This is a genomic window from Arcicella sp. GW458-12-2-14-TSB2, assembly GCF_059423785.1.
On record NZ_JBWKYN010000027.1, the window covers coordinates 14,463 to 35,087 of the forward strand.

Genomic DNA, 20,625 nt, shown 5'->3' on the forward strand with positions numbered 1-20,625 from the left:
ATTGCGTCAATATTTGATGTAATCTCACGCTGAATGTCTCAAGAATTTCCACCACTTCCTATACTTTTCCAAGACGAACATTTTGTTGCCATTAACAAACCACATAATTTACTGGTACATCGTTCATCTATTGCTGCCGATGAAAGTGTTTTTGCACTGCAACTATTACGAGACCAATTGAATTGTTGGGTAAGTCCTTGTCATCGTTTAGACCGTAAAACCTCAGGCGTATTATTATTCGCTCTTTCGGCAGAGGCAGATAAAGAGGTAAAAAAACAATTTGAAGCTCATACTATCCAAAAGAAATATTTAGCCTTAGTAAGGGGTTATTTACCAGAAACGGGTATGACTGATAGACCTTTGGAACGTGAGAAAGGGGGATTTCAAGACGCCATTACTCATTTTAGATGTTTGCAACAAGTAGAACTTCAGATTGAAGTAAGTCGCTATCCAACTTCACGATATTCTTTAGCAGAAATTTCACCAGAAACAGGTAGAATGCACCAAATTCGTAGGCATTTTGCTCAATTAAGGCATTATTTGATAGGCGATAAAACCTATGGGGAATGTAAGCATAATAAGATGTTTGAAGAAAAATTCGATTTACATACCATGCTTTTACATGCTCAAGAATTAGTATTTACCCATCCATTTACGCAAGAAAGTATTCGAATCATTGCTCCGATGAACGAAGAATTTACTCGAATACTTGCTGCCATTGGTATGAGTACCGAAGGACTTTAATGCTGATGCATTAAAAGTCCTTCGCTAAACTAGATACCTCCTTGTACTTCTTGAACTGTTGCTCTTAAACCTGTATAATACAAGGTAGTAGTTGCTTCAAAACCAGAATCAGTACCAATAATCAACCAAATATCTCCTTTTGCATCCGTTTTACCCGTAAATACGCCTGATTTTCTGATTAATTTATACTCACTTTTCTCGGTACCATTGGCAATGTTACCATACACTTTCATGTCGTCTCCGCTAGTAGCTTGTTGTATTTTTTTAATATTCATTTTGTAGTGATTTGATGTACTATCTATCACTTTTTTAGGCTCGATTGAGGTAAGGCCTAAACCAAAATAAACACTTTCTCCTGGTGCGCCACCCACACCCATGGCATTTGAAGGAGCATTAGAAGCAAACTCAACTTCAAAATTTATCGAATATTTCTGATTTGCTTTCAAGCCAGAATATTTTCTGGTGATATACATAAACAAATCATCGCTATGATTATTACCCGAAATTCTAAGTGCTTTTTTGGTCGTATCCAATGGCATTGGCAACTTAGCCTGAGCAAATTTTAACTCATAGAAATCTTCAGCACCTACAGGGTAATCTGCAAAATCTCCTTTCCATCCCTCTATTGAAGTATTAAAATTTTCGCCAATAGTGTACGTCGGAATGTAAGGAGTACTATCCATCGAACATGAGAATAGTAGTGAGGCTGCGAATACACTTAAAATGATTTTTTTCATGATTTTTTTAAAGTTTGTTTCCTCAATGACCCCAGTATAGTTGGAATAGTTGGAAAATATTTCTTTATTTTTTTTGAAAAAATAGCTATCTTTATGATAATCAACACAATAAGAAACATTAAATTTAAAACTCTTATTGAACTGTTATGCTTTAATATTCATCGGTTGACAAACACCTTTATCGTAGCAACGTAATACTTTATATGTTCATTCTTTCAAAATAAAGGTATGTTTTACAAAATTTTTCAGCCACATCCAGCTCTGCGAGAGTTTGTAAATAACATCATGGTTTTTCAATTAGACATTCCTCTAAGTGAAAAACCACCAACTATTTCGTTCCCTCCTTTGGCTGAACAATGCCTTTATTTTTATCCTTTTGAAGTACCCGAAAGTGAGTACTTGACAACCAATAAAAAAGTAATTCTTCCACAAAGTATTCTGGTTGGTCCGCAAATCAATAGGATAAAACTAAAAATGCCTCATCGGAATTTTACAATTAAAGTAGGTTTTCAGCCAGGCGGATTATATCGTTTGTTGGGCATACCCATGACCGAAATGATTATGGATGAATCGTTAGAAAGTACATATTTTTTAGATAAAAATATCAAGTTCATAATTGAACAATTACAAGAAACGGCTTCTTTAGAAAAGTCGCTCGAAATTATCCAAAACTTCCTTTTGAGTAAGCTAAAAGTATTAAAACCAAAACTCCCATTAGACGCTGTCTTACCTTTGATAAACAAAAGTGGAGGCTTAGTAAATATCGACACCATCGCCTCGCAAGCTTGTATAAGTAATCGCCAATTAGAGCGTTTGTTTTTACAACGTTTGGGACTTCAACCCAAATTTTTTACAAGAATGATACGTTTTGCGAAGGCTTGGACTATTAAAGAAAAATTTCCTGACACAAAATGGACAACGATTGCTTATGAATGTGGTTATTTTGACCAAATGCATTTGATTCGAGACTTCAAAGCTTTTTGTGGAATCTCTCCTTCTGTTATAGAAGCAGAATTCAAAAACTCTCCATATTATCTAGGAAATCACTTTTATGACGACTGATACGCTCTTCAAAGATGTCGTATTTGTACTATTCTTAGGCGAACTAACAGCCTAATTTTGTAATCATAACGCTAAAAAAATATGATTATGAAATCTTTACTCCTCTCTTTTCTTTTACTCGCTAGCCCCTATTTTGGCTTTGCTCAAGACCATTCTCAAGATAAGATAGCTATCGAAAAGCAAGTTGATGCCGTCATAAATAGCTGGAATAATCACAATTATAATGATATGAAAGATTACGCTACAGAAGATGCTGATTGGGTAAATGTGGTAGGAATGTGGTGGAAAAACAGAAAAGAAGTACAATATGCACATCAAGTTTTTCACAAAGTAATGTTTCAAAACACTCCTTTATCAAAAACGAGCGTTCATACCAGATTCATTACGAATGATGTAGCCATTGTACATTTATATTGGCATATTGGAGCTTATACTACACCCAATGGTAATCACTATAACGAAGCCGAAAACTTAGCTTTGATGGTTTTCGTGAATAAAGCAGGGAAATGGCTTTTAACCTCCACAGAAAATTTAGTAATTAACGAAGCGGCACAACAAAGTAATCCCGTAAATAAAATGCCTAAAGAATAATTCAAAATATTTTTAGGCTTATCGTTCTGAGTATTAATAAATTCACTAATTTTGCAGTCCCGAAAATGAAGCTAATGGTACTTTCGTTGAGGGAATCAAATCATTTAAACGTACCAATTCGATGAATCAAAAAATCAGAATTAAATTGAAGTCATTTGACCACACTTTAGTGGACAAATCGGCTGAGAAAATCGTGAAAGCGGTTAAAGCTACAGGTGCAGTGGTTTCAGGACCAATTCCTTTGCCTACAAAAATTGAAAAATTCACAGTTTTGCGTTCTCCACACGTTAACAAAAAAGCTCGTGAACAATTCCAATTATGTACTTACAAGCGTCTAATTGACATTTTCTCATCTTCTCCAAAAACAGTTGATGCGTTAATGAAATTAGAATTGCCTTCAGGTGTTGATGTTGAAATCAAGGTGTAGTTTTCCTTGCTTTGATACATACAAAAAATCCCTTCTAACATTGTTAAAAGGGATTTTTTAGTTTTGGAGCATGCTTACTTTTTCAAAATAGCTAATTCAGCCTGCACGAAATCCATCAATGAAGCAATATGTTCTTTTGAAAAATCAAATGGAATATTGGCCGCCTCATAAATCTCACGCATTGGTTTGGTATAACCCAATTTCAAGGCATTCAAATATCCTTCCAAGCCTTTTTCTGGATTCTCCTTATAGTTTTTCCATACGCCAATTGCGCCTAACTGTGCAATACCATATTCGATATAATAAAAAGGCAATTCAAAAATATGTAACTGACGGTGCCACATCCACGATTTATAGTTTTCTAAGCCAGACCAATCCGTTACAGAATCAGTAAATTTTTCATAGATATTAACCCAAGCTTTGGTACGTTCTTCAACCGTATGCGTTGGATTTTCATAAATCCAGTGCTGAAATTTATCAACCGTTGCTACCCATGGAAGTGTACTGATGATGTCTTCTAAGTGTTGGATTTTAGCACGCTTTAACTCCTCCTCGTTATCAAAATACACATTCCAGAAATCCATCGAAATCAATTCCATCGACATCGAAGCTAATTCTGCTACCTCTGAAGGGAAATTACGGAAAGTATTCAACATCAAGTCTTTCGTCACGATAGAATGCACCGCATGGCCGCCCTCATGAAGCATCGTAATTACGTCACGCATCAATGATGAGGCATTCATAAAAATGAATGGAAAACCTGTTTCTTCTAATGGATAATTATATCCTCCGGGTGCTTTGCCAACTCTTGATTCTAAATCCAAACGCCCCATACCTTTCATAATGGTCAGGCATTCGCCCAAGAAAGGGTCTAATTGTGTAAAACACTCAATGGTTTTATTCAATAAATCTTCTCCTCCTTTAAAAGGATGTAACGCTGGGCGACCTTTTGCATCAACGGCTTTGTCCCAAGGACGTAATTCGCTAACAGCTAAAGCACTTTTTCTTTCCTTCGCTAAATTGTTCAACATCGGAACAAGGGTTTCAGCTACGGCATCATGGAAATTAAAACAATCGGCAGTTGTGTAATCAAAACGTTTTAGTGCGGCAAAAGAATAATCACGATAATTTTCAAACCCCGCATTCAAGGCAATCTGATGACGCAAAGCCGTCAATTTATTAAAAAGCTCGTCCAGCTTTTCATGATCTTGAAAACGGCGTTCTTGTATTTTTCTATAAACAGATTCTCTTAAAGAACGGTCGGTATTTTCCAAGAAAACTCCTGCTTGTTGCAAAGTTTTGGTTTGTCCGTCCAACTCAACCGTCATCGCTCCTACTATCGCTTGGTATTGGCTAGAAAGGTTCTGGACTTCAGTAAACAGCGTAATATTTTCATTTCTGAAGATTTCGGTCGATTTCTTCATTCCTCTAATCGTAATGTCAAAACCTGTATCAGTCAATTCATCCAGAAATGGACTTTCCAACGTCTTTTTATTCAAAACATCGTCGTATTCAGCCAAATGAGGTTGTATTTCGGTCACAAAATGATCAAAATTTGCTTTGATTTCTTTGTCGCCCGTATCGCAAGTCATTTTGATATAACGCCAAGCAAAGTTTTCAGAAAGGTAGCTTTCTAATTCAGAACGATCAGTGAAAAACTTTCGTAAATCTTCTGCATTATTAATAGTACGCTCTACTAAATTATCAAATAAAGGTTTTACACTCTCCCAAGTGCTTAATTGAAAATCTGCCGTTAAAAATTTACGGATTGGTGGATTAATGTTTATGGATTTTGTCATTTTATTTTAATCAAAGAAGTAGGTAGCTATTGATCAGATTTCAAGCTACTCTTATGTTAAATTTTGTTTATCAAAAGTAATAGAACTTTGTTTCATTGCCCTAATCTTAAGCAAAAATCACTTGAAAAATGTAAATTGCATAAAAATGCCATTTAAACAACTCCTACGTTCGGTAAAAATTCATGTCACTCACCAAAGAACAAGTCCTTAAACAATATTACGGCTACAATGCCTTCAGACCATTACAAGCAGATATTATTGACTGGGTCCTTTATGGCCAAGATGCAATGGTGTTGATGCCGACGGGCGGTGGAAAATCATTATGTTTTCAGATTCCAGCCTTGATGATGCAAGGCTTAACCTTAGTGATTTCACCATTAATTGCTTTAATGCACGACCAAGTGCAAGCTTTAAAGGCTAATGGCATTGCGGCAGAGTATGTGAATTCATCATTAACTACCCAAGAACAAAGCAGTATAGAACGCCAATGTAGAAATGGCGAGCTAAAACTATTATATATTTCTCCTGAGAAACTCTTTACACAAGGATATTTAGAATGGGTAGTTTCGTTAAATATAAGCCTGTTTGCCATTGACGAATCGCATTGTGTTTCTACATGGGGGCATGATTTCAGACCAGAATACACCAAACTGAGTGTATTAAAAAAAGCATTACCGAATGTACCCATGATTGCTTTAACGGCTACTGCCGACAAAGTGACTCGTAAAGACATCTTAGCTCAATTGGGCATTCCCGATGCCAAAGTTTTCATTTCTTCTTTTGATAGACCCAATCTTTCGCTGGCTGTACAAGCAGGGAGAAATCGTGTTAAAATTATTCAAAACTTTATTGCAGAGCATCCTCGGCAATGTGGTATCATTTACTGTCTGAGTAGAAAAAACACTGAATCCGTAGCCGAAGCCTTACAAAAAGTAGGCATTAATGCTAAGTGTTATCATGCAGGAATGCCTGCTAATGAGCGTTCTACCGTGCAAAATCAATTTATTCAAGATGACATTCAAGTAATAGTAGCGACTATAGCATTTGGGATGGGCATTGATAAATCGAATGTGCGTTGGGTAATCCATTATTCGATGCCATCCAATGTAGAAAGTTTTTATCAGGAAATCGGTCGTGCTGGGCGTGATGGATTAAAGTCGGATACCTTGCTTTTCTATTCTTACAATGACTTATTGGTCAGGAAAGATATGATTGCTACTTCGGAATTGCCTGCTGAGATGAAAGAAGTACAAGTAGCCAAAGTAGAGCGGATGAAACAATATGCCGAAGCAGAAATTTGTAGGCGACGCATCCTTTTGAGCTATTTTAACGAAGAGGTTACAACTGATTGTGGCAACTGTGATGTTTGTAAAAATCCACCGATTAGGTTTGATGCTACATTAATAGCCCAAAAAGCCCTTTCGGCCATCGCCCGTACAGGTGAAAACATCGCTATGAGTATGTTGATTGATATTCTGAGAGGGTCGAATAACAGAAGAATTATCGAACATAAATACCATGAAATCAAAACTTTTGGTGCGGGAAAAGAATTAAAAGCGGATGAGTGGGCAGATTATTTACAACAAATGCTGAATTCGGGCGTCATGGATATTGCTTATGATGAAGCCCATGCTTATAAGCTCAATAAGGCGTCTTGGGCTATCTTAAAAGAAGGCAGAAAAGTACAATTGGTACGTTACAGACCCTTTGAAGAAAAACAAGCCGAACGCGAAGCCAATATACCAAAAGAGAAAAGCAAAAAAGAAGTCATTAAAGATGCCTTGTTTGAGCGTTTGAGAGTACTAAGAAAACAAATAGCAGATGATAGAAACATTCCGCCGTTTGTGGTTTTCTCGGATGCTACGCTGTCAGATATGGCGCAGAAAAAGCCCCTTACTCAGTTAGAAATCATGAATGTTTCTGGAGTAGGTGAACAGAAATATCGACAATTTGGCGAGGCTTTCTTACTCGAAATTAGAAATTTTCTGAAAACTGTTCCAAAAGGTAGCCATGCTACAGGCATCGATACCCATCATTACACTTTTCAATTGTATAAAGAAGGTTTTTCGGTAGAAGAAATTGCTGAACAACGAAATTTGAATCCTGTTACTATTTTTTCACATCTTGCCAAATTGTATGAAGACGGAGAAAACATTGATATTTCAGCCTTCATCACCCAAGCTGAATATGAACAAATAATGGGAGCAGCCAAAGTAATGAATGTGAAAAAAGGCGACCCTATAAAACCTTTATTTGAAGCAATGGATGCAAAGTATGAATATCATAAGATAAGAATAGCACTTTTAATTTCAGAAAAGGTAAAATAAAAAGCTATTATCAAGATATTTTTATAAAAAGTAAAACTTTAATGTTATTTTGTATAATTATTGTAACTACACATATTTTTAACAAAAAAAATGCTAAATTTCATAGCCATTTATAAAGCTATGTAAGCCCCTATAACCTCATAAATTCAGTACAAAATAATTAATTTTTAAACTCCGGAATTCCATTTGGCACTTAATTTTAGCATTTAAAAAAACCTCTACGGATTTTAGTTTTAATCTTAAGCTAACCTGTCTTTTCCCAATAAAACACAAGCATATTGAATAAACAGAAACCATATATAAATGTAATTATCTAGTACCATTAACCATTTTTAAATTACTTAAAAGTATGATTTAAAAATTTCAACCTATAGGCTGTATGATAAATAAATATTAAGCTTTTATAAAGTCTAATATTTTGCAATATTTTATGTTTTATATATCCCAACTAGCGGGGTTGAAGGAAAAACCTTTGATTGTGTAAAAATTAATATGGAAGAAATAGAAAAGCTCAAGCGTCAAATAGAGCTAGAAAAACAAGCTCATCAAGAAACTGAGAGTATCTTGGAAAAAAAGGCTTTGGAACTCTACCAGACCACTGAAAAATTACAAATACTTAACCAAAGTCTTGAGCAGCAAGTAAAAACTACTGTTGGTGAATTACAAAAAACAGAGAAAAGGTATCGTCATTTAATAGAGTCTGTTCAGGATATTATTTATAAGGTATCTGTGGATGGCTACTTTACGTATGTTAATCCAGTTGTAAAAGAAAGATTAGGCTTTTCTGAAGATGAAATCATCGGACAACATTTCACGACTTTAGTTTTACCAGCGTATCAAGAACCCCTTATTAATTTCTATACGGAAATGGTTCAGAATAAGGAAGAAACTACTTATAATGAATTTCCTATAAAATCAAAATCTGGCCAAATAGTGTGGATTGGTCAGAACGTAAGACGCATTGAAAACGACGACGAGTCTGTTGAATTAGTAGCCGTTGCACGGGACATTACAGAACGAAAAACAACTGAAGATACCCTGAGAGCTACCCAAGCTCGGTTTGGAAATTTGATTTCAAATCTGCAAAAAGGCGTTTTGGTAGAAGATGAACATCATACAATCATTTTAACCAATCAACTGTTTTGTGACTTGTTTAAAATCAAGAAAGCACCTAAAGACCTTGTGGGAATTAATTGCTTTACACTAGTAGATGATGTAAAAAAACTTTTCAAAAACCCTGAAGAATTTGTTATTAGAGTCGAAGAGATTTTAAATAAAAGAGAAATTGTAATAGACGAACAAATTGAGTTGATAGATGGCCGAATCGTAGAAAGAAACTATATTCCTATCTTTCTTGAAGGCCAATACAAAGGGCACTTATTCAATTATTCCGACGTAACTGATAAATATTTAGCGCATGAGCAACTTCGTAAAAGTGAAGAAAAATATAGAGGTATTTTAGATAATATGGAATTAGGCTTGTTGGAAGTTGATAATAACCATACAATCCTAAGAGCCTACGACCGTTTCTGCGAAATGTTGGGCTATACTAATGAAGAACTTGTTGGGCAAAATGCCAAAGAATTATTTTTACCAGAAGCTGAAACAAATATTGTTGACGAGCGCCAAGAAGAAAGAGAAAAAGGAGAGGCAAGCTCGTATGAATTATCCTTAATTAAAAAAGACGGAACGCCTATCTGGGTATTAATTAGCGGTGCGCCTATCATGGATGAACATGGCGAGGTAGTAGCCTCTATGGGCATTCATTATGATATTACTGAAAGAAAGCTCCTTGAACAAGAATTAGCAAAAGCTAAAATAATTGCTGAGGAAGCCAGACAAGCAGAAAAGCAATTCTTGGCAAATATGAGCCATGAAATTCGCACGCCTCTGAATGCTATTATTGGTATGACCCACTTGATGTTTGATACACGTCCGACAAATGAGCAATTTGAATACTTGGATATATTAAAAACATCAGCTGATTTTTTACACAGTCTTATTTCAGATTTATTGGACATGGCAAAAATAGAAGCAGGAAGAATAGAGATACACAAGCATCCTTTTGAATTGGTCGGATTACTCCGTACTATCCAGAGGGTTTTCCAAATAAAACTTGATAGTAGTCCAGTTGAAATCAATTTATTAACGGATGTAAAAATAAGTGGCAACTATTTAGGCGATGATTTATTGCTGAATCAAATATTGCTGAATATCATAGGCAATGCTGAAAAGTTTACGGAACAAGGAAGCATTGATGTGATGGTAAAACTTCAGAGGGAAGAGCTAGAAACTTGTTGGATTGAATTCAAGATTTCGGATACAGGTATTGGTATTCCTGAAAATAAATTAGATTTAATCTTTCAGAAATTCAAACAAGTAGATTCTGAACAAGGACATAAACATAAAGGGACAGGACTGGGCTTAGCCATTACGAAGCAACTAGTAGAGCTACAAGGCGGAACCATCGAGGTGAAGAGTAAAGAAGGAGAAGGAACTACTTTTATTGTTACTTTACCTTTCCAAAAGGCTAAGACAGAAGTCATCAAAAATAATCATGTCATTAAGGAAGCGAGCAGTAACCTAGCATCGTGCAAGGTACTCGTTGCTGAAGATAATGCCATGAATCAGAAATACATCAGTAGCTTATTGAACAAATGGCATTTTACTTACTCCATCGCTTCTGACGGAAGGAAAGCTGTTGAAAAGGCTAAAAAGGAACAGTTTGATATTATCTTGATGGATATCCAAATGCCAAATATGGATGGATACGAAGCCACAATTAAGATTCGAAATACTCAAAACATCAATCAAAATACTCCTATTATTGCCTTAACGGCTTCAGCAATGCTTGACCAAAAAAATAAAGCATTTGAAGTAGGAATGAATAATTTTGTGACTAAGCCTTTTTCTCCGAATCACTTATTGAGTGTCATTCAGAATTATGTAAGTACAAAATCTGAGTATGCTGTTCTTGTACCCGAAGAGCCGTCTCATAGTACCACCAGCAATGATAACAACGAGGGCATTGTTCTTGATAAGGAACGTTTAGAAGACCTTTACGGAGAGGACAAAGAATATGCAGCGGATATTTTTCAGACATTCCTAGAGGATGTACTACCAGATTTCAATGAATTCACAGATCTGATTCATCACCAAAAATGGGAGGAGTTAAGAAAACTTACGCATAAATTAAAACCAACCTTAGGAATGGTAGGATTAACAGAGTTAGAAAGGTATTTGATTAAGATGGAAAAGAAAATCAAAGAAAATCCAGAATATGAAGGAATCTTGGCACATTGGAATACTTTTCAGATTAAATTAAGCGAAAGTATTCCCGTATTGAAAGCAGAACTAAATAAGCTTCAAGCTACTTTATAAAAACCATCTTAACCTAAAAAGGGCGTTTAATGAAAATTCATTAAACGCCCTTTTTAGGTTACAACGACTATTTATCTATAACTATATTTTGCAATCTTTTGGAAAAGCTCATTAGGGTTGAATGGCTTGGTAACATAGTCATTCATACCAACCAAAAATGCCCTGTCTTGATTATTCAAGGTAGCAGAGGCCGTTAAGGCAATAATTGGTATATCCGTATCTGATTCTCTAATTTTTGCTGTCGCAGAATATCCATCCAACACTGGCATCTGAATATCCATTAATATTAAATCATACTTCCCTTTTTCATATTTATCCAAGGCAAGTTGTCCATTCTCAGCTACATCAATTACAATCTGCCAGCGTTCTAAGAATTTAGTGGCCACTTTGATATTCATCGGATAATCTTCTACCAAAAGCACCCTTACTCCTTTTAAGGTATGCTCGTTCAACAATTCATTGTGTCCTTCACTTGACACTTTTGCTCTTAGTTCTGTACCTATTTCTAGGTCTAATGTAAAATAAAATGTTGAACCTTTACCCTCCGCACTTTCAAGATTAATATCACTGCCGTGTAATTGCAACAAGCTTCTTGTAATCACTAAGCCAAGGCCAGTACCACCAAACTGACGAGTAGTTTCTGAGTTGGCTTGCGTAAATTTATCAAAAATCATTGCTTGCTTTTCAAATGGAATACCTATCCCCGTATCAGTGATAGAAATATCCAGTGTTACATGCGTTGCCGTTCTTCTTTGTTGAGCCAGCTCTACTGTTATACTTCCATTTTTAGTAAACTTAACGGCATTGGAAACTAAGTTTGTGATGATTTGACCTAAACGCAAGGCATCGCCGACTACCACATTCGGCACATCATCATCAATCATTAATTTTATTTTATTTCCTTTTTCCTCAGCCTTAATCTGATTAGCTTTTTTGATGTTTGATATCAATTGTTTAATATCAAACGGAACATTCTCAAGCTCAACTTTACCCGCTTCAATCTTACTGAAATCTAAGATATCGTTGATAAGTACGTGTAAATTATTCGTCGAGAATTGAAGTATTTTTAAATTTTCAGCCAACGATTCTGATACTTCTTCTTGTTGCATCAAATAAGTAAGCCCTACGATAGCATTCAGAGGAGTACGAATTTCGTGACTCATCATTGAAAGAAATTCTGATTTTGCCTGAGTGGCAGCCTCAGCTTCTTCTTTCGAGCGTATGAGATCAAATTCAAGTTGTTTACGATTATCAATTTGAATTTTTAAGAAATCCATCAATTCCAGTAGATTATCAGGATCTAAAGATTTTACCTCTGAGCTTTCATTTACTTCTAACGAATAAATAGCTTCAATCAACTTTTCAACAGAAAGGCGTCTTTGTTTTATTTCTTCCTTCAGTTTAGTATTGATTTCAGCATAGTCTCTATCATTCAACAAAGAAGAATGTTCAAATAATTCTTTGTCTCTATCAAAACTAAGGTATGAGTCATTAACAGCCTTTATAAAAGCCTGGAAGTTTTCGTTTTCCAAACATTCTTCTGATAAATGCTTTTTTATTTGCTTGGCAAGTAAGCGATGAAATGTTGTATTATTCATTATAATCAATTTTCAGAAAGTGTGGTTATCGTCATGGTTTGATTATGCAATCCACAACGCGCATTCGGATTTAGGGGTGAAATCTCTCCGTATGAATAAAAACCAGTAATAATAGTATCATCACCCATTATTTCACGAGCCGCCTCAACCTCTTCTTCAGTTCTTTGTCCAAGTACTAATTTCCTTCCTACACAGCTCACTAAAATGGCTAATTCTGGTGAATCTTCAAAAGGTTGAATAGAATCTTGGGCAGCTTTGGCTGAAGCATCAATTAAACGGTCAAAATTAGCCTTCATAAAACGCACCAAAGAGCCTTTTGGTAATTCGCCAGCAAAAGTCATACTCTTCTTTTCTTCATCAATCGAGAGAATTGTTCTTACTACTGGTTCTGAATCTTCGGTTTCACGCATAGCTAAAGGGAAAAGCAAAGCTGCTCCTGGAAGTCCCTCTGCATATTTTCCAAGGTATTCTTTATATAAATCTAGCGCAGCTATGTCTCCAATTTTGTATAATGTATTGTATTCAGACTCCGTTACTCTGCGTTCAGGGCCAAAGCCATCCCAGCCACCCATGGTTCCATGACCTAATCTGAGATTTTCTCCATAAAGCCCTACAGCAACGATTTTCCCTTCTTCGGGGCCATTGTTGAGACCAACCAATGTTTTTTCAAACCTTGCTCCATCGCCTGCTAAACCACCAGAAACCAAAATATTTTCATTGATTTTGTGGTTCAAACTAGCAATTAATTCGCTTCCATTTACTTTAGCACCATCTGAAATAATAAAAATGGCTTTTAGGTCTTCTCCTTCTAAACCAGAAGCTATTTTTTCACCTGCACTTCCACTTTCATAATGGCTTTGAATATCTATAGCAATACTTTTAACAAGTGTTTTTTCGAATTGTATAGCAGTTACGATAATTGAACCATCGTGAACGGAATCTTTATAGATTTCTCCAGAGGTAGAATTAATTACGATATCTGCATTAGGGTATAAATCTTTAAGATATTGATAGGGCTTAACTGTTTCGAGACAAATTCGTTCGCCAAAGGCTAGAACCAAATTTGCATTTGAGGCAACAAAATCATTGCCTTCAGAGATACTTTTCCACTGATTGTTTTTGAATACGCTTTGTTGGATTTTCATAGTAAATTAAGGTTAGGTTTTAATCGATATTATTCATTATTATTCATTGAAATATTTTCTCTAAACCAATTATCAAATTACGATAGATAAACAACCACTGGCCTATCTCAAATCTCTGATTGATAGATAAAAAGAGAAGAAACTCTTCTCTAAATTACATAAAAATTTGTCCTTAAACCCAAAGATACTACTATTCTTAAAAAAAAGATATTATGCGTATTTCATATTCAAATAAAATTTTGTAGATGATATCCTTCACTAATCAACAAATGTTACCCTAAATAATAAGCATTTTAGATAGATTATTTTTTGACCTTAATAAAAGATACATTTATCAAAAATATTCAACGTTTATTTTAATTGTATCCTTGCATAAACCAATTTTGGGCATAAAAAAAGAGCATCAAGTTTTAAACCAGATGCTCATCTTTTTTATAAAAAAATTCTTAGCTTTTCAACGAATTGCCATACCCTACTATTAATACAGAAATGATAATTGTTAGGATACCCACCAGAATCGTAGATAATGTTTTTTTAGAAACACCTTTCCATTCCTTTAGTACCAAGCCCCAAGAATTGGCTACTAAAATGATAAATGCCATGTGAAGTATCCAAGAGCTAGGGCCATTACCTAACTTACTTTCGCCCATACCATAGAAAAAGAATTGTAAAAACCACGTAGTACCTGCCACTGCACAGAAGACATAGTTTTTCAATAAAGGAGTCTGAGCATTGGTATAGTCACCAAAAGATTTATTTTTAAAATTTAAGTAAACACACCAGATTAGGTTGGTGGTTAGTCCCCCCCAAAGAATCACTACATAAACCACATTGTTACGATACAAAAACTCGCCTTGGCCAGGGTTGTTTGTTACCCAAATTTCATTAGCAATGTTAGACATCGCCGAACCTGCTTCAATACCAAAACTAAAACAAGCACTCAATAAACCTGAGATGATTGAAAAAGTAAGCCCTTTTACAATATCAAATTCTTGGTTGTCAGCATTTACTTGTCCTGCTAAATCCTTATCTTTTCTGCTACCAGCCTTACCACAAATCACAATCCCAAGAACACAAACTGCTAAGCCAAGTAATACCATTTGTCCCCAGTTAGTAGAAATCAAATCGTAGATAGTATCTTTTCCAGCGGTTTTATTAAAGTAGTAATAGATAGAAGGAATAATTGACCCAAACACAGAGCAAAGACCTAGAATAATTGAACTACCTAATGATATACCCAAATATCTTACACCTAGGCCATAGGTTAATCCACCAATTCCCCACAAAACGCCCATCGTGTATGTCCAGAATAAAACACTGCCTTCGCTACTAGCGATAATTGAAGAAAAATCTGGAATGGTAAGGTAGGCTGCTAAAGGAGGTACTACTAACCAAGAGAACACCCCTCCTACTATCCAGTAACTCTCCCATGACCACCCTTTAACTTTTTTATAAGGAATATAAAAACTCCCAGATGCAAAACCACCAATAAAGTGAAAAATAACGCCCAAAATTGCTCCCATAATCAATTATTTTTGAATTTAACTAGGTAAACACTCCATCAAAAAGGCCATTGTGTTTACAGTTTTATAAGAAAAAAGTATTTTTAATTATTCAGTGGATATCAAGAATTACTACAAATCATATTAGGAGAACATTTTTAAAATCATCGAAGAAATTGAGTGTCAATTTTTGAGTAATTTTTATAATTCTAGTTCTTTGAAATAATAGTTTGTAAATTTGGTTCTTGGAATCGTATAAAATTTTACAAGGATAAACCAAAAACAAAAGGGAACTATCATGCACTTCCCTGCTCAGAAGATTAAATTCAAAGAATGTATAGCCCAAATTAATTTTCAGCCCTAAACCTCATTCTAAACGAAATGGTAGGGAACTGATTTTTCTAAGAATATGTACCAGCTCAAACTCAATCCAAGCGATAAAACACCAAAGTACAAGCAGATTATTCAATCGGTTATTTCGGATATTGAACGCAATGTATTGAAGAAAAACGAACAGCTCCCTTCTATTAGTGAACTTAGTGAGGAATATTACTTAGCACGCGACACCGTAGAAAAAGCCTATCGTGAATTAAAGGAAAGAGGATTTATTACTTCTGTACAAGGCAAAGGGTATTATGTAAATAGCGGAGAAAGCAGAAAAATGCGTATTCTTTTGATATTCAATAAATTAAGCTCGTACAAAAAAATAATATACTATGCTTTCTTGAAAGTATTGGGTGATAAAGCATCTGTTGATTTACAAATTCATCATTATAATGCTCGTCTTTTTGATGAAATCATCGATAAGAACCTTGGCAAGTATAATTATTACGTAGTGATGCCTCATTTTTTCCCAGATTCGGAAAAGGCTATTGCCATGAAGGCTTTGGAAAAAATCCCTTCTGATGAATTAGTACTCCTTGATAAAGATTTGCCTGAATACAAACACGAGTGCTTGACAGTCTATCAGGATTTTGAGCGAGATGTAGCAGAAGCACTAGAAAGCGCCAATGATTTGTTTGCTAAATATCACCGAGTAGTATTGGTTTTCCCTAGCGATGGCAACTATCCTGTAGATATTGTACGAGGTGTTCGTTATTTTTGTGTGAATGCACACAAAGAATTTATCATCAGAGAGAATGCCGATGAAACATTTTTGATACCCCAAACTGCCTATGTGGTGGTGGAAGAACATGATTTAGCAGAATTGGTCAAAAAAGTACGACAGTCGAGCTATACCCTTGGCACTGAAATCGGGGTGGTTTCTTTTAACGAAACTACTTTGAAAGAACTTTTAGGAATTACGGTGGTCACCACAGATTTTGAAACAATGGGTAGAACTGCGGCAGCATTGCTGTTGGACAATAAAAAAATAAAAATCAAGAATCCATTTTATATGATTCGGAGAGAAACGCTTTAGGTAGCTATCAGCTTTGAACAGTGAGCTATGAGCTTTTATCTGTCGCTGTTTAAAAAGCTGATAGCTCATTACTCAAAGCTGATATGTTCTTTACAGATGAGTAATAACCATTCCTCCTTGAGCCCCTCCCCTATAAAAATAATAAGCTAAAGGCTCATAGCTCAAAGCTGATAGCTACAAAAATATGAAAGAACAGATTGTCGATTATATAAAAAACTTTTTAGACCAAAGAATACAAACCTCCTACGATGCCATGCAGGCAGCTCAGGCTTCTGCCAATGAAGAATCTAAATCGTCAGCTGGGGATAAATACGAAACCTCACGAGCAATGGGGCAACTCGATAGAGATATGCATGGCTTGATGCACGAACAAGCCAAAAGAGAAAAAGCCATTGTAGAAAGAATTGACATGAGCCTTACCTTTAAAAAAGGAGCGGTTGGGGCTTATCTTAAAACGTCTAGCGGAAATTATTTCCTAGCTGTTAGCGTGGGCATCTGTAAGATTGGTAACGACAGTATTATGATAATTTCACCACAATCCCCCATTGGAGCTTTACTGATGGGTAAAGGCAAAGGAGAAACGTTTAATTTTAGAGGTAAAGAGGCTACGATTGAGGAGATTTTTTAAATGAAGTATCCCCAAAGGCTAGCCTGAATTGCGATGGCGTTTGGGCTTTTAAATCTTTAAACTGTTTATTAAAGTTTGATAAAGTATTGAAACCGCTTTCATAACATACTTGTGTTACGCTCAATTTATCTTCCATCAACAATTTGCAGGCATAGCCTACACGAAGTTCGCTCACAAAATCAGAAAAAGTTTTATTCGTCCTTGCCTTAAAATAACGGCAGAAAGCAGCAGGTGCCATGCCCGCTAAAGACGACACTTCTGTTAAGTTAATAGAAGCTCGATAGTTATTCAGTACATATTCGTGTACTTTATGCATTCGTTCTGTTTCTGAAGTTTTGTAAGGGTTGGTATACCCAACACTACTGATAAATTCATATTCACTAGCGTTCGCTAATAGATTCAGCATTTCTAATAATTTCAACACCCGTTCAAAGCCCTGCAAGGGCAATAGCTCTTTCATGAAAGTAAGCATCTTATCATGCAAGCCTCCGGTGATTTCTAACCCGCGACTAGCATTTAAAAAGAAGTGCTTCAGCTTAGTCATTTCATATTTCTCAAAAAAATCTTTCCCAAGAAAATCTTCTGTAAAATATACCACGATACCATGTGTTTTTAACGCATGATTTCCCTGAAAATATATTTCGTCACTCCGCCAAAGATGGGGCAAGTCAGGCCCTACAAACACCATATCTCCTGCTTCAAAGTGTTTGATATTATCCCCAATAAACCGTGTTCCCGTACCCTCCAATACTACAAATAACTGATAATGCGGATGGAAATGCCAGTTTGGGTCAAAGTATGGTTCCTTCAATTCTTTGATAGTAAAAGAATGATTGGGCGATTCTATGCTTTTGTTTAATGGACTTTTCAAAACCTATTTTTTTACTATAATTATGAATGTTAATAACAAAAATATCAAAATACAGTCAAAACTAATCAAAACAGCGGAGTTTTTTATGACTTTTTTTAGATTATTTTGTATTGTTAAAAAATCTTATCTGTTTAATAAACTTTAAACTAGCAAAGCTTTTAAGTTTTTTGCTTAACCTTTGAAAATCAGGGACTTTATTTTAAACATAGGCTCGCAGTAAAGATATGGTTTCTGATAAGTCACCTTAAATTAATTATGAAAAAATACGGAATGAATCTGCTTTTATGGGGTACAACCATTGACGAAAGTCTTTTCCCTGTTCTTGAACAAATAAAAGCAATTGGTTTTACAGGGGTAGAAGTACCAATTTTTGATGTTGACCCTGAGCATTGGCAAGCATGGCGTACAAAATTGGACGAGTTAGGCTTAGATAGAATCGCGGTGACAATATGTGGTCCAGACTTCAATCAAATTAGCCCTGACCCTGTCATGAGAGCCGCTACTTTAGCAAGAAACAAAAAGGCTATCGACTGTGCGGTAGTATTGGGAGCAGAGTTATTAACGGGACCATATCATTCAGCACTAAGTCATTTTACAGGCAAACCTGCTACAGAGGAAGAATGGAATTGGGCCGTAGAAAACCTAAGAGAGCTAGCAGATTATGCACAAACAAAGGGAGTTGTACTAGGCTTAGAATACCTCAATCGTTTTGAAAGCTACTTGGTTTCTTGTGCTGATGAACTTTTACAATTAGTAGAAGACATCAATCATCCATATTGCAAAATAATGTTTGATACTTTCCATGCCAATATTGAAGAGAAAAGCTTGGGAGATGCTATCAGAAAACTAAGCAAGCATTTAGTACATGTACAGTTATCCGAGAACGACAGAAGCACGGTAGGAAAAGGTAATGTAAACTGGAAAGACGTTTTTACCGCTTTAGAAGAAATACAATACAACGCTTATTTATCAGTAGAAGCCTTTAGTTCAAAACTTGCAGTAGCTAACATTTGGCGAAAGATGTTTGAAAACGAAGAAACACTGATGAAAGAAAGCTTGGAGTTTATTCAAGCAATGAGCTATAAGCCTTGAGCTATGAGCAATTGTCATTTGCCTAAACAAAAAAAGCTCAAGGCTCACAGCTAGTTGCTCACAACTTTTTTAATAGACTAACAATTAAAATCATGAAACTAAACATTGCCATTGTCGGCTTGGGATTTGGAGCTGAATTTATTCCCATCTATCAACGTCATCCACACACTAATATGTATGCTATTTGTCAGCGTACAGAAGAGAAATTAAATGCCATCGGTGATGCTTTCAATATCGAAAAGCGTTATACAAGCTTTGATGATTTATTGGCAGACCCTGCTGTTGATGTTGTTCATATCAATTCACCTATCCATAACCATGCGGAACAAAGCTTAAAAGCGTTGAATGCAGGCAAACACGTAGCTTGTACTGTTCCTATGGCTACTTCTGTAGAAGAATGTAAAGCCATTGTGGAAGCAACCAGAAGAACTGGCAAAAAATACATGATGATGGAAACGGTAGTGTACAGCCGTGAATTTTTATATGTAAAAGAACTATATGAAAAAGGTGAACTAGGCAAGGTTCAATTCTTGAAGGCTTCGCACCAACAAGATATGGACGGTTGGCCAGGTTATTGGCCAGGCTTACCACCAATGCACTATGCTACGCACTGTGTGGGTCCTGTAGCTGGTTTATTAAAACTACAAGCAGAGTACGTTTCATGTTTTGGTTCTGGAACTATTCGTGAGGAATTGCACCAACATTATAATTCTCCTTTTGCTATCGAATCAGCGCATATCAAATTCAAAGATTCAGATTTGAGTGCATTAGTATATCGTTCGTTATTTGATGTAGCTCGCCAATATCGCGAGAGTTTCGAAGTATACGGTTCTAAAAAATCTTTTGAATGGTCATTGATTGAACACGAAGAACACGTAGTGCATACTGCTAAGAAACCCGAGCCAGAAATACCAGAGAAAGTAACGGTGCCAGATTATGCTCATTATTTACCAGAAGAAATTCAAGTATTTACGACAGGTGGCGTATATGATACTGACGAAAACCAACACCTTTCATTCTTACAAGGTTCAGGACATGGTGGTTCGCACCCGCACCTTGTACATGAATTTGTTTCGGCAATTGTTGAAGACCGTGACCCATTCCCAAATGCTGAACAATCTGCTAACTGGACATCAGTAGGTATTTTATCACACGAATCAGCTTTAAAAGGAGGCGAAATTATTTATATTCCTGATTTTTGAGTTTTTTAATCAATTGGATTTGAGATTTTGAATGCCGACTCCGTGGTCTGTGGCACACAGAACATTTACATTCGCATCAATTGTGTTCTGTGTGCCACA

At 35.8% G+C, this 20,625-nt stretch carries 16 protein-coding genes; 10 read left to right on the top strand and 6 right to left on the bottom strand.

Going from position 1 to position 20,625, the window contains the following annotated elements:
* Positions 1 to 33: 33 nt before the first annotated feature.
* Positions 34 to 744: a pseudouridine synthase gene (locus AC07XN_RS06130; protein ID WP_494742400.1), complete on the top strand. Its 711-nt coding sequence runs from the start codon at positions 34 to 36 to the stop codon at positions 742 to 744.
* 29 nt (positions 745 to 773) lie between these two features.
* On the opposite strand, the gene AC07XN_RS06135 is transcribed toward AC07XN_RS06130, so the two are convergent.
* Positions 774 to 1,481 carry a hypothetical protein gene (locus AC07XN_RS06135; RefSeq protein ID WP_494742401.1) on the bottom strand — a complete coding sequence of 236 codons (708 nt, stop codon included), beginning with the start codon at positions 1,479 to 1,481 and terminating at the stop codon, positions 774 to 776.
* Positions 1,482 to 1,709: 228 nt separating this feature from the next.
* Between AC07XN_RS06135 and AC07XN_RS06140 the strand changes: the two genes are divergently transcribed.
* From AC07XN_RS06140 to rpsJ, 3 genes are all read left to right on the top strand, one after another.
* Complete coding sequence (locus tag AC07XN_RS06140) at positions 1,710 to 2,543, top strand: helix-turn-helix domain-containing protein (protein WP_494742402.1); 834 nt, start codon at positions 1,710 to 1,712, stop codon at positions 2,541 to 2,543.
* Positions 2,544 to 2,630: 87 nt separating this feature from the next.
* Positions 2,631 to 3,134 carry an SgcJ/EcaC family oxidoreductase gene (locus AC07XN_RS06145; RefSeq protein WP_494742403.1) on the top strand — a complete coding sequence of 168 codons (504 nt, stop codon included), beginning with the start codon at positions 2,631 to 2,633 and terminating at the stop codon, positions 3,132 to 3,134.
* A gap of 121 nt (positions 3,135 to 3,255) precedes the next feature.
* Positions 3,256 to 3,561 (top strand): 30S ribosomal protein S10, encoded by a 306-nt coding sequence (gene rpsJ / locus AC07XN_RS06150; RefSeq protein ID WP_184135098.1) that lies wholly within the window; start codon positions 3,256 to 3,258, stop codon positions 3,559 to 3,561.
* Positions 3,562 to 3,635: 74 nt separating this feature from the next.
* Here rpsJ and AC07XN_RS06155 read toward each other — a convergent pair whose 3' ends face one another.
* The gene (locus tag AC07XN_RS06155) at positions 3,636 to 5,360 is read right to left on the bottom strand and encodes a M3 family oligoendopeptidase (protein ID WP_494742404.1); all 1,725 of its coding nucleotides are present in this window, start codon (positions 5,358 to 5,360) and stop codon (positions 3,636 to 3,638) included.
* 182 nt (positions 5,361 to 5,542) lie between these two features.
* Between AC07XN_RS06155 and recQ the strand changes: the two genes are divergently transcribed.
* A complete protein-coding gene (gene recQ, locus AC07XN_RS06160) occupies positions 5,543 to 7,687 on the top strand; it encodes a DNA helicase RecQ (protein WP_494742405.1) in 2,145 nt (714 codons plus the stop codon).
* A gap of 492 nt (positions 7,688 to 8,179) precedes the next feature.
* Positions 8,180 to 11,068, top strand: a complete 2,889-nt coding sequence (locus AC07XN_RS06165; RefSeq protein WP_494742406.1) for a PAS domain S-box protein — start codon at positions 8,180 to 8,182, stop codon at positions 11,066 to 11,068.
* A gap of 71 nt (positions 11,069 to 11,139) precedes the next feature.
* Here the strand turns inward: AC07XN_RS06165 and AC07XN_RS06170 are convergent, their stop codons facing one another.
* The 3 genes from AC07XN_RS06170 to rhaT form a co-directional block, all read right to left on the bottom strand.
* The gene (locus AC07XN_RS06170; protein ID WP_309920999.1) at positions 11,140 to 12,666 is read right to left on the bottom strand and encodes a response regulator; all 1,527 of its coding nucleotides are present in this window, start codon (positions 12,664 to 12,666) and stop codon (positions 11,140 to 11,142) included.
* Positions 12,667 to 12,671: 5 nt separating this feature from the next.
* Positions 12,672 to 13,811: an FIST signal transduction protein gene (locus AC07XN_RS06175; protein WP_309921001.1), complete on the bottom strand. Its 1,140-nt coding sequence runs from the start codon at positions 13,809 to 13,811 to the stop codon at positions 12,672 to 12,674.
* Between the two features lie 446 nt (positions 13,812 to 14,257).
* On the bottom strand, positions 14,258 to 15,334 hold the full coding sequence (rhaT, locus tag AC07XN_RS06180; protein ID WP_309921006.1) for an L-rhamnose/proton symporter RhaT: 1,077 nt from the start codon (positions 15,332 to 15,334) through the stop codon (positions 14,258 to 14,260).
* A 388-nt stretch (positions 15,335 to 15,722) separates the two neighbouring features.
* On the opposite strand from rhaT, the gene AC07XN_RS06185 reads away from it, so the two are divergent.
* Both AC07XN_RS06185 and AC07XN_RS06190 read left to right on the top strand, forming a co-directional pair.
* Positions 15,723 to 16,733, top strand: coding sequence for a GntR family transcriptional regulator (locus tag AC07XN_RS06185; protein WP_309921010.1), 1,011 nt, complete (start codon positions 15,723 to 15,725; stop codon positions 16,731 to 16,733).
* A gap of 184 nt (positions 16,734 to 16,917) precedes the next feature.
* A complete protein-coding gene (locus tag AC07XN_RS06190; protein WP_494742407.1) occupies positions 16,918 to 17,361 on the top strand; it encodes a transcription elongation factor in 444 nt (147 codons plus the stop codon).
* Here AC07XN_RS06190 and AC07XN_RS06195 read toward each other — a convergent pair.
* Positions 17,339 to 18,232 (bottom strand): AraC family transcriptional regulator, encoded by an 894-nt coding sequence (locus AC07XN_RS06195; protein WP_309921017.1) that lies wholly within the window; start codon positions 18,230 to 18,232, stop codon positions 17,339 to 17,341. The genes AC07XN_RS06190 and AC07XN_RS06195 overlap by 23 nt on opposite strands.
* A gap of 255 nt (positions 18,233 to 18,487) precedes the next feature.
* Between AC07XN_RS06195 and AC07XN_RS06200 the strand changes: the two genes are divergently transcribed.
* On the top strand, positions 18,488 to 19,324 hold the full coding sequence (locus AC07XN_RS06200; RefSeq protein WP_494742408.1) for a sugar phosphate isomerase/epimerase family protein: 837 nt from the start codon (positions 18,488 to 18,490) through the stop codon (positions 19,322 to 19,324).
* A 92-nt stretch (positions 19,325 to 19,416) separates the two neighbouring features.
* Positions 19,417 to 20,526, top strand: coding sequence for a Gfo/Idh/MocA family protein (locus AC07XN_RS06205; protein ID WP_494742409.1), 1,110 nt, complete (start codon positions 19,417 to 19,419; stop codon positions 20,524 to 20,526).
* Positions 20,527 to 20,625 lie beyond the last annotated feature (99 nt).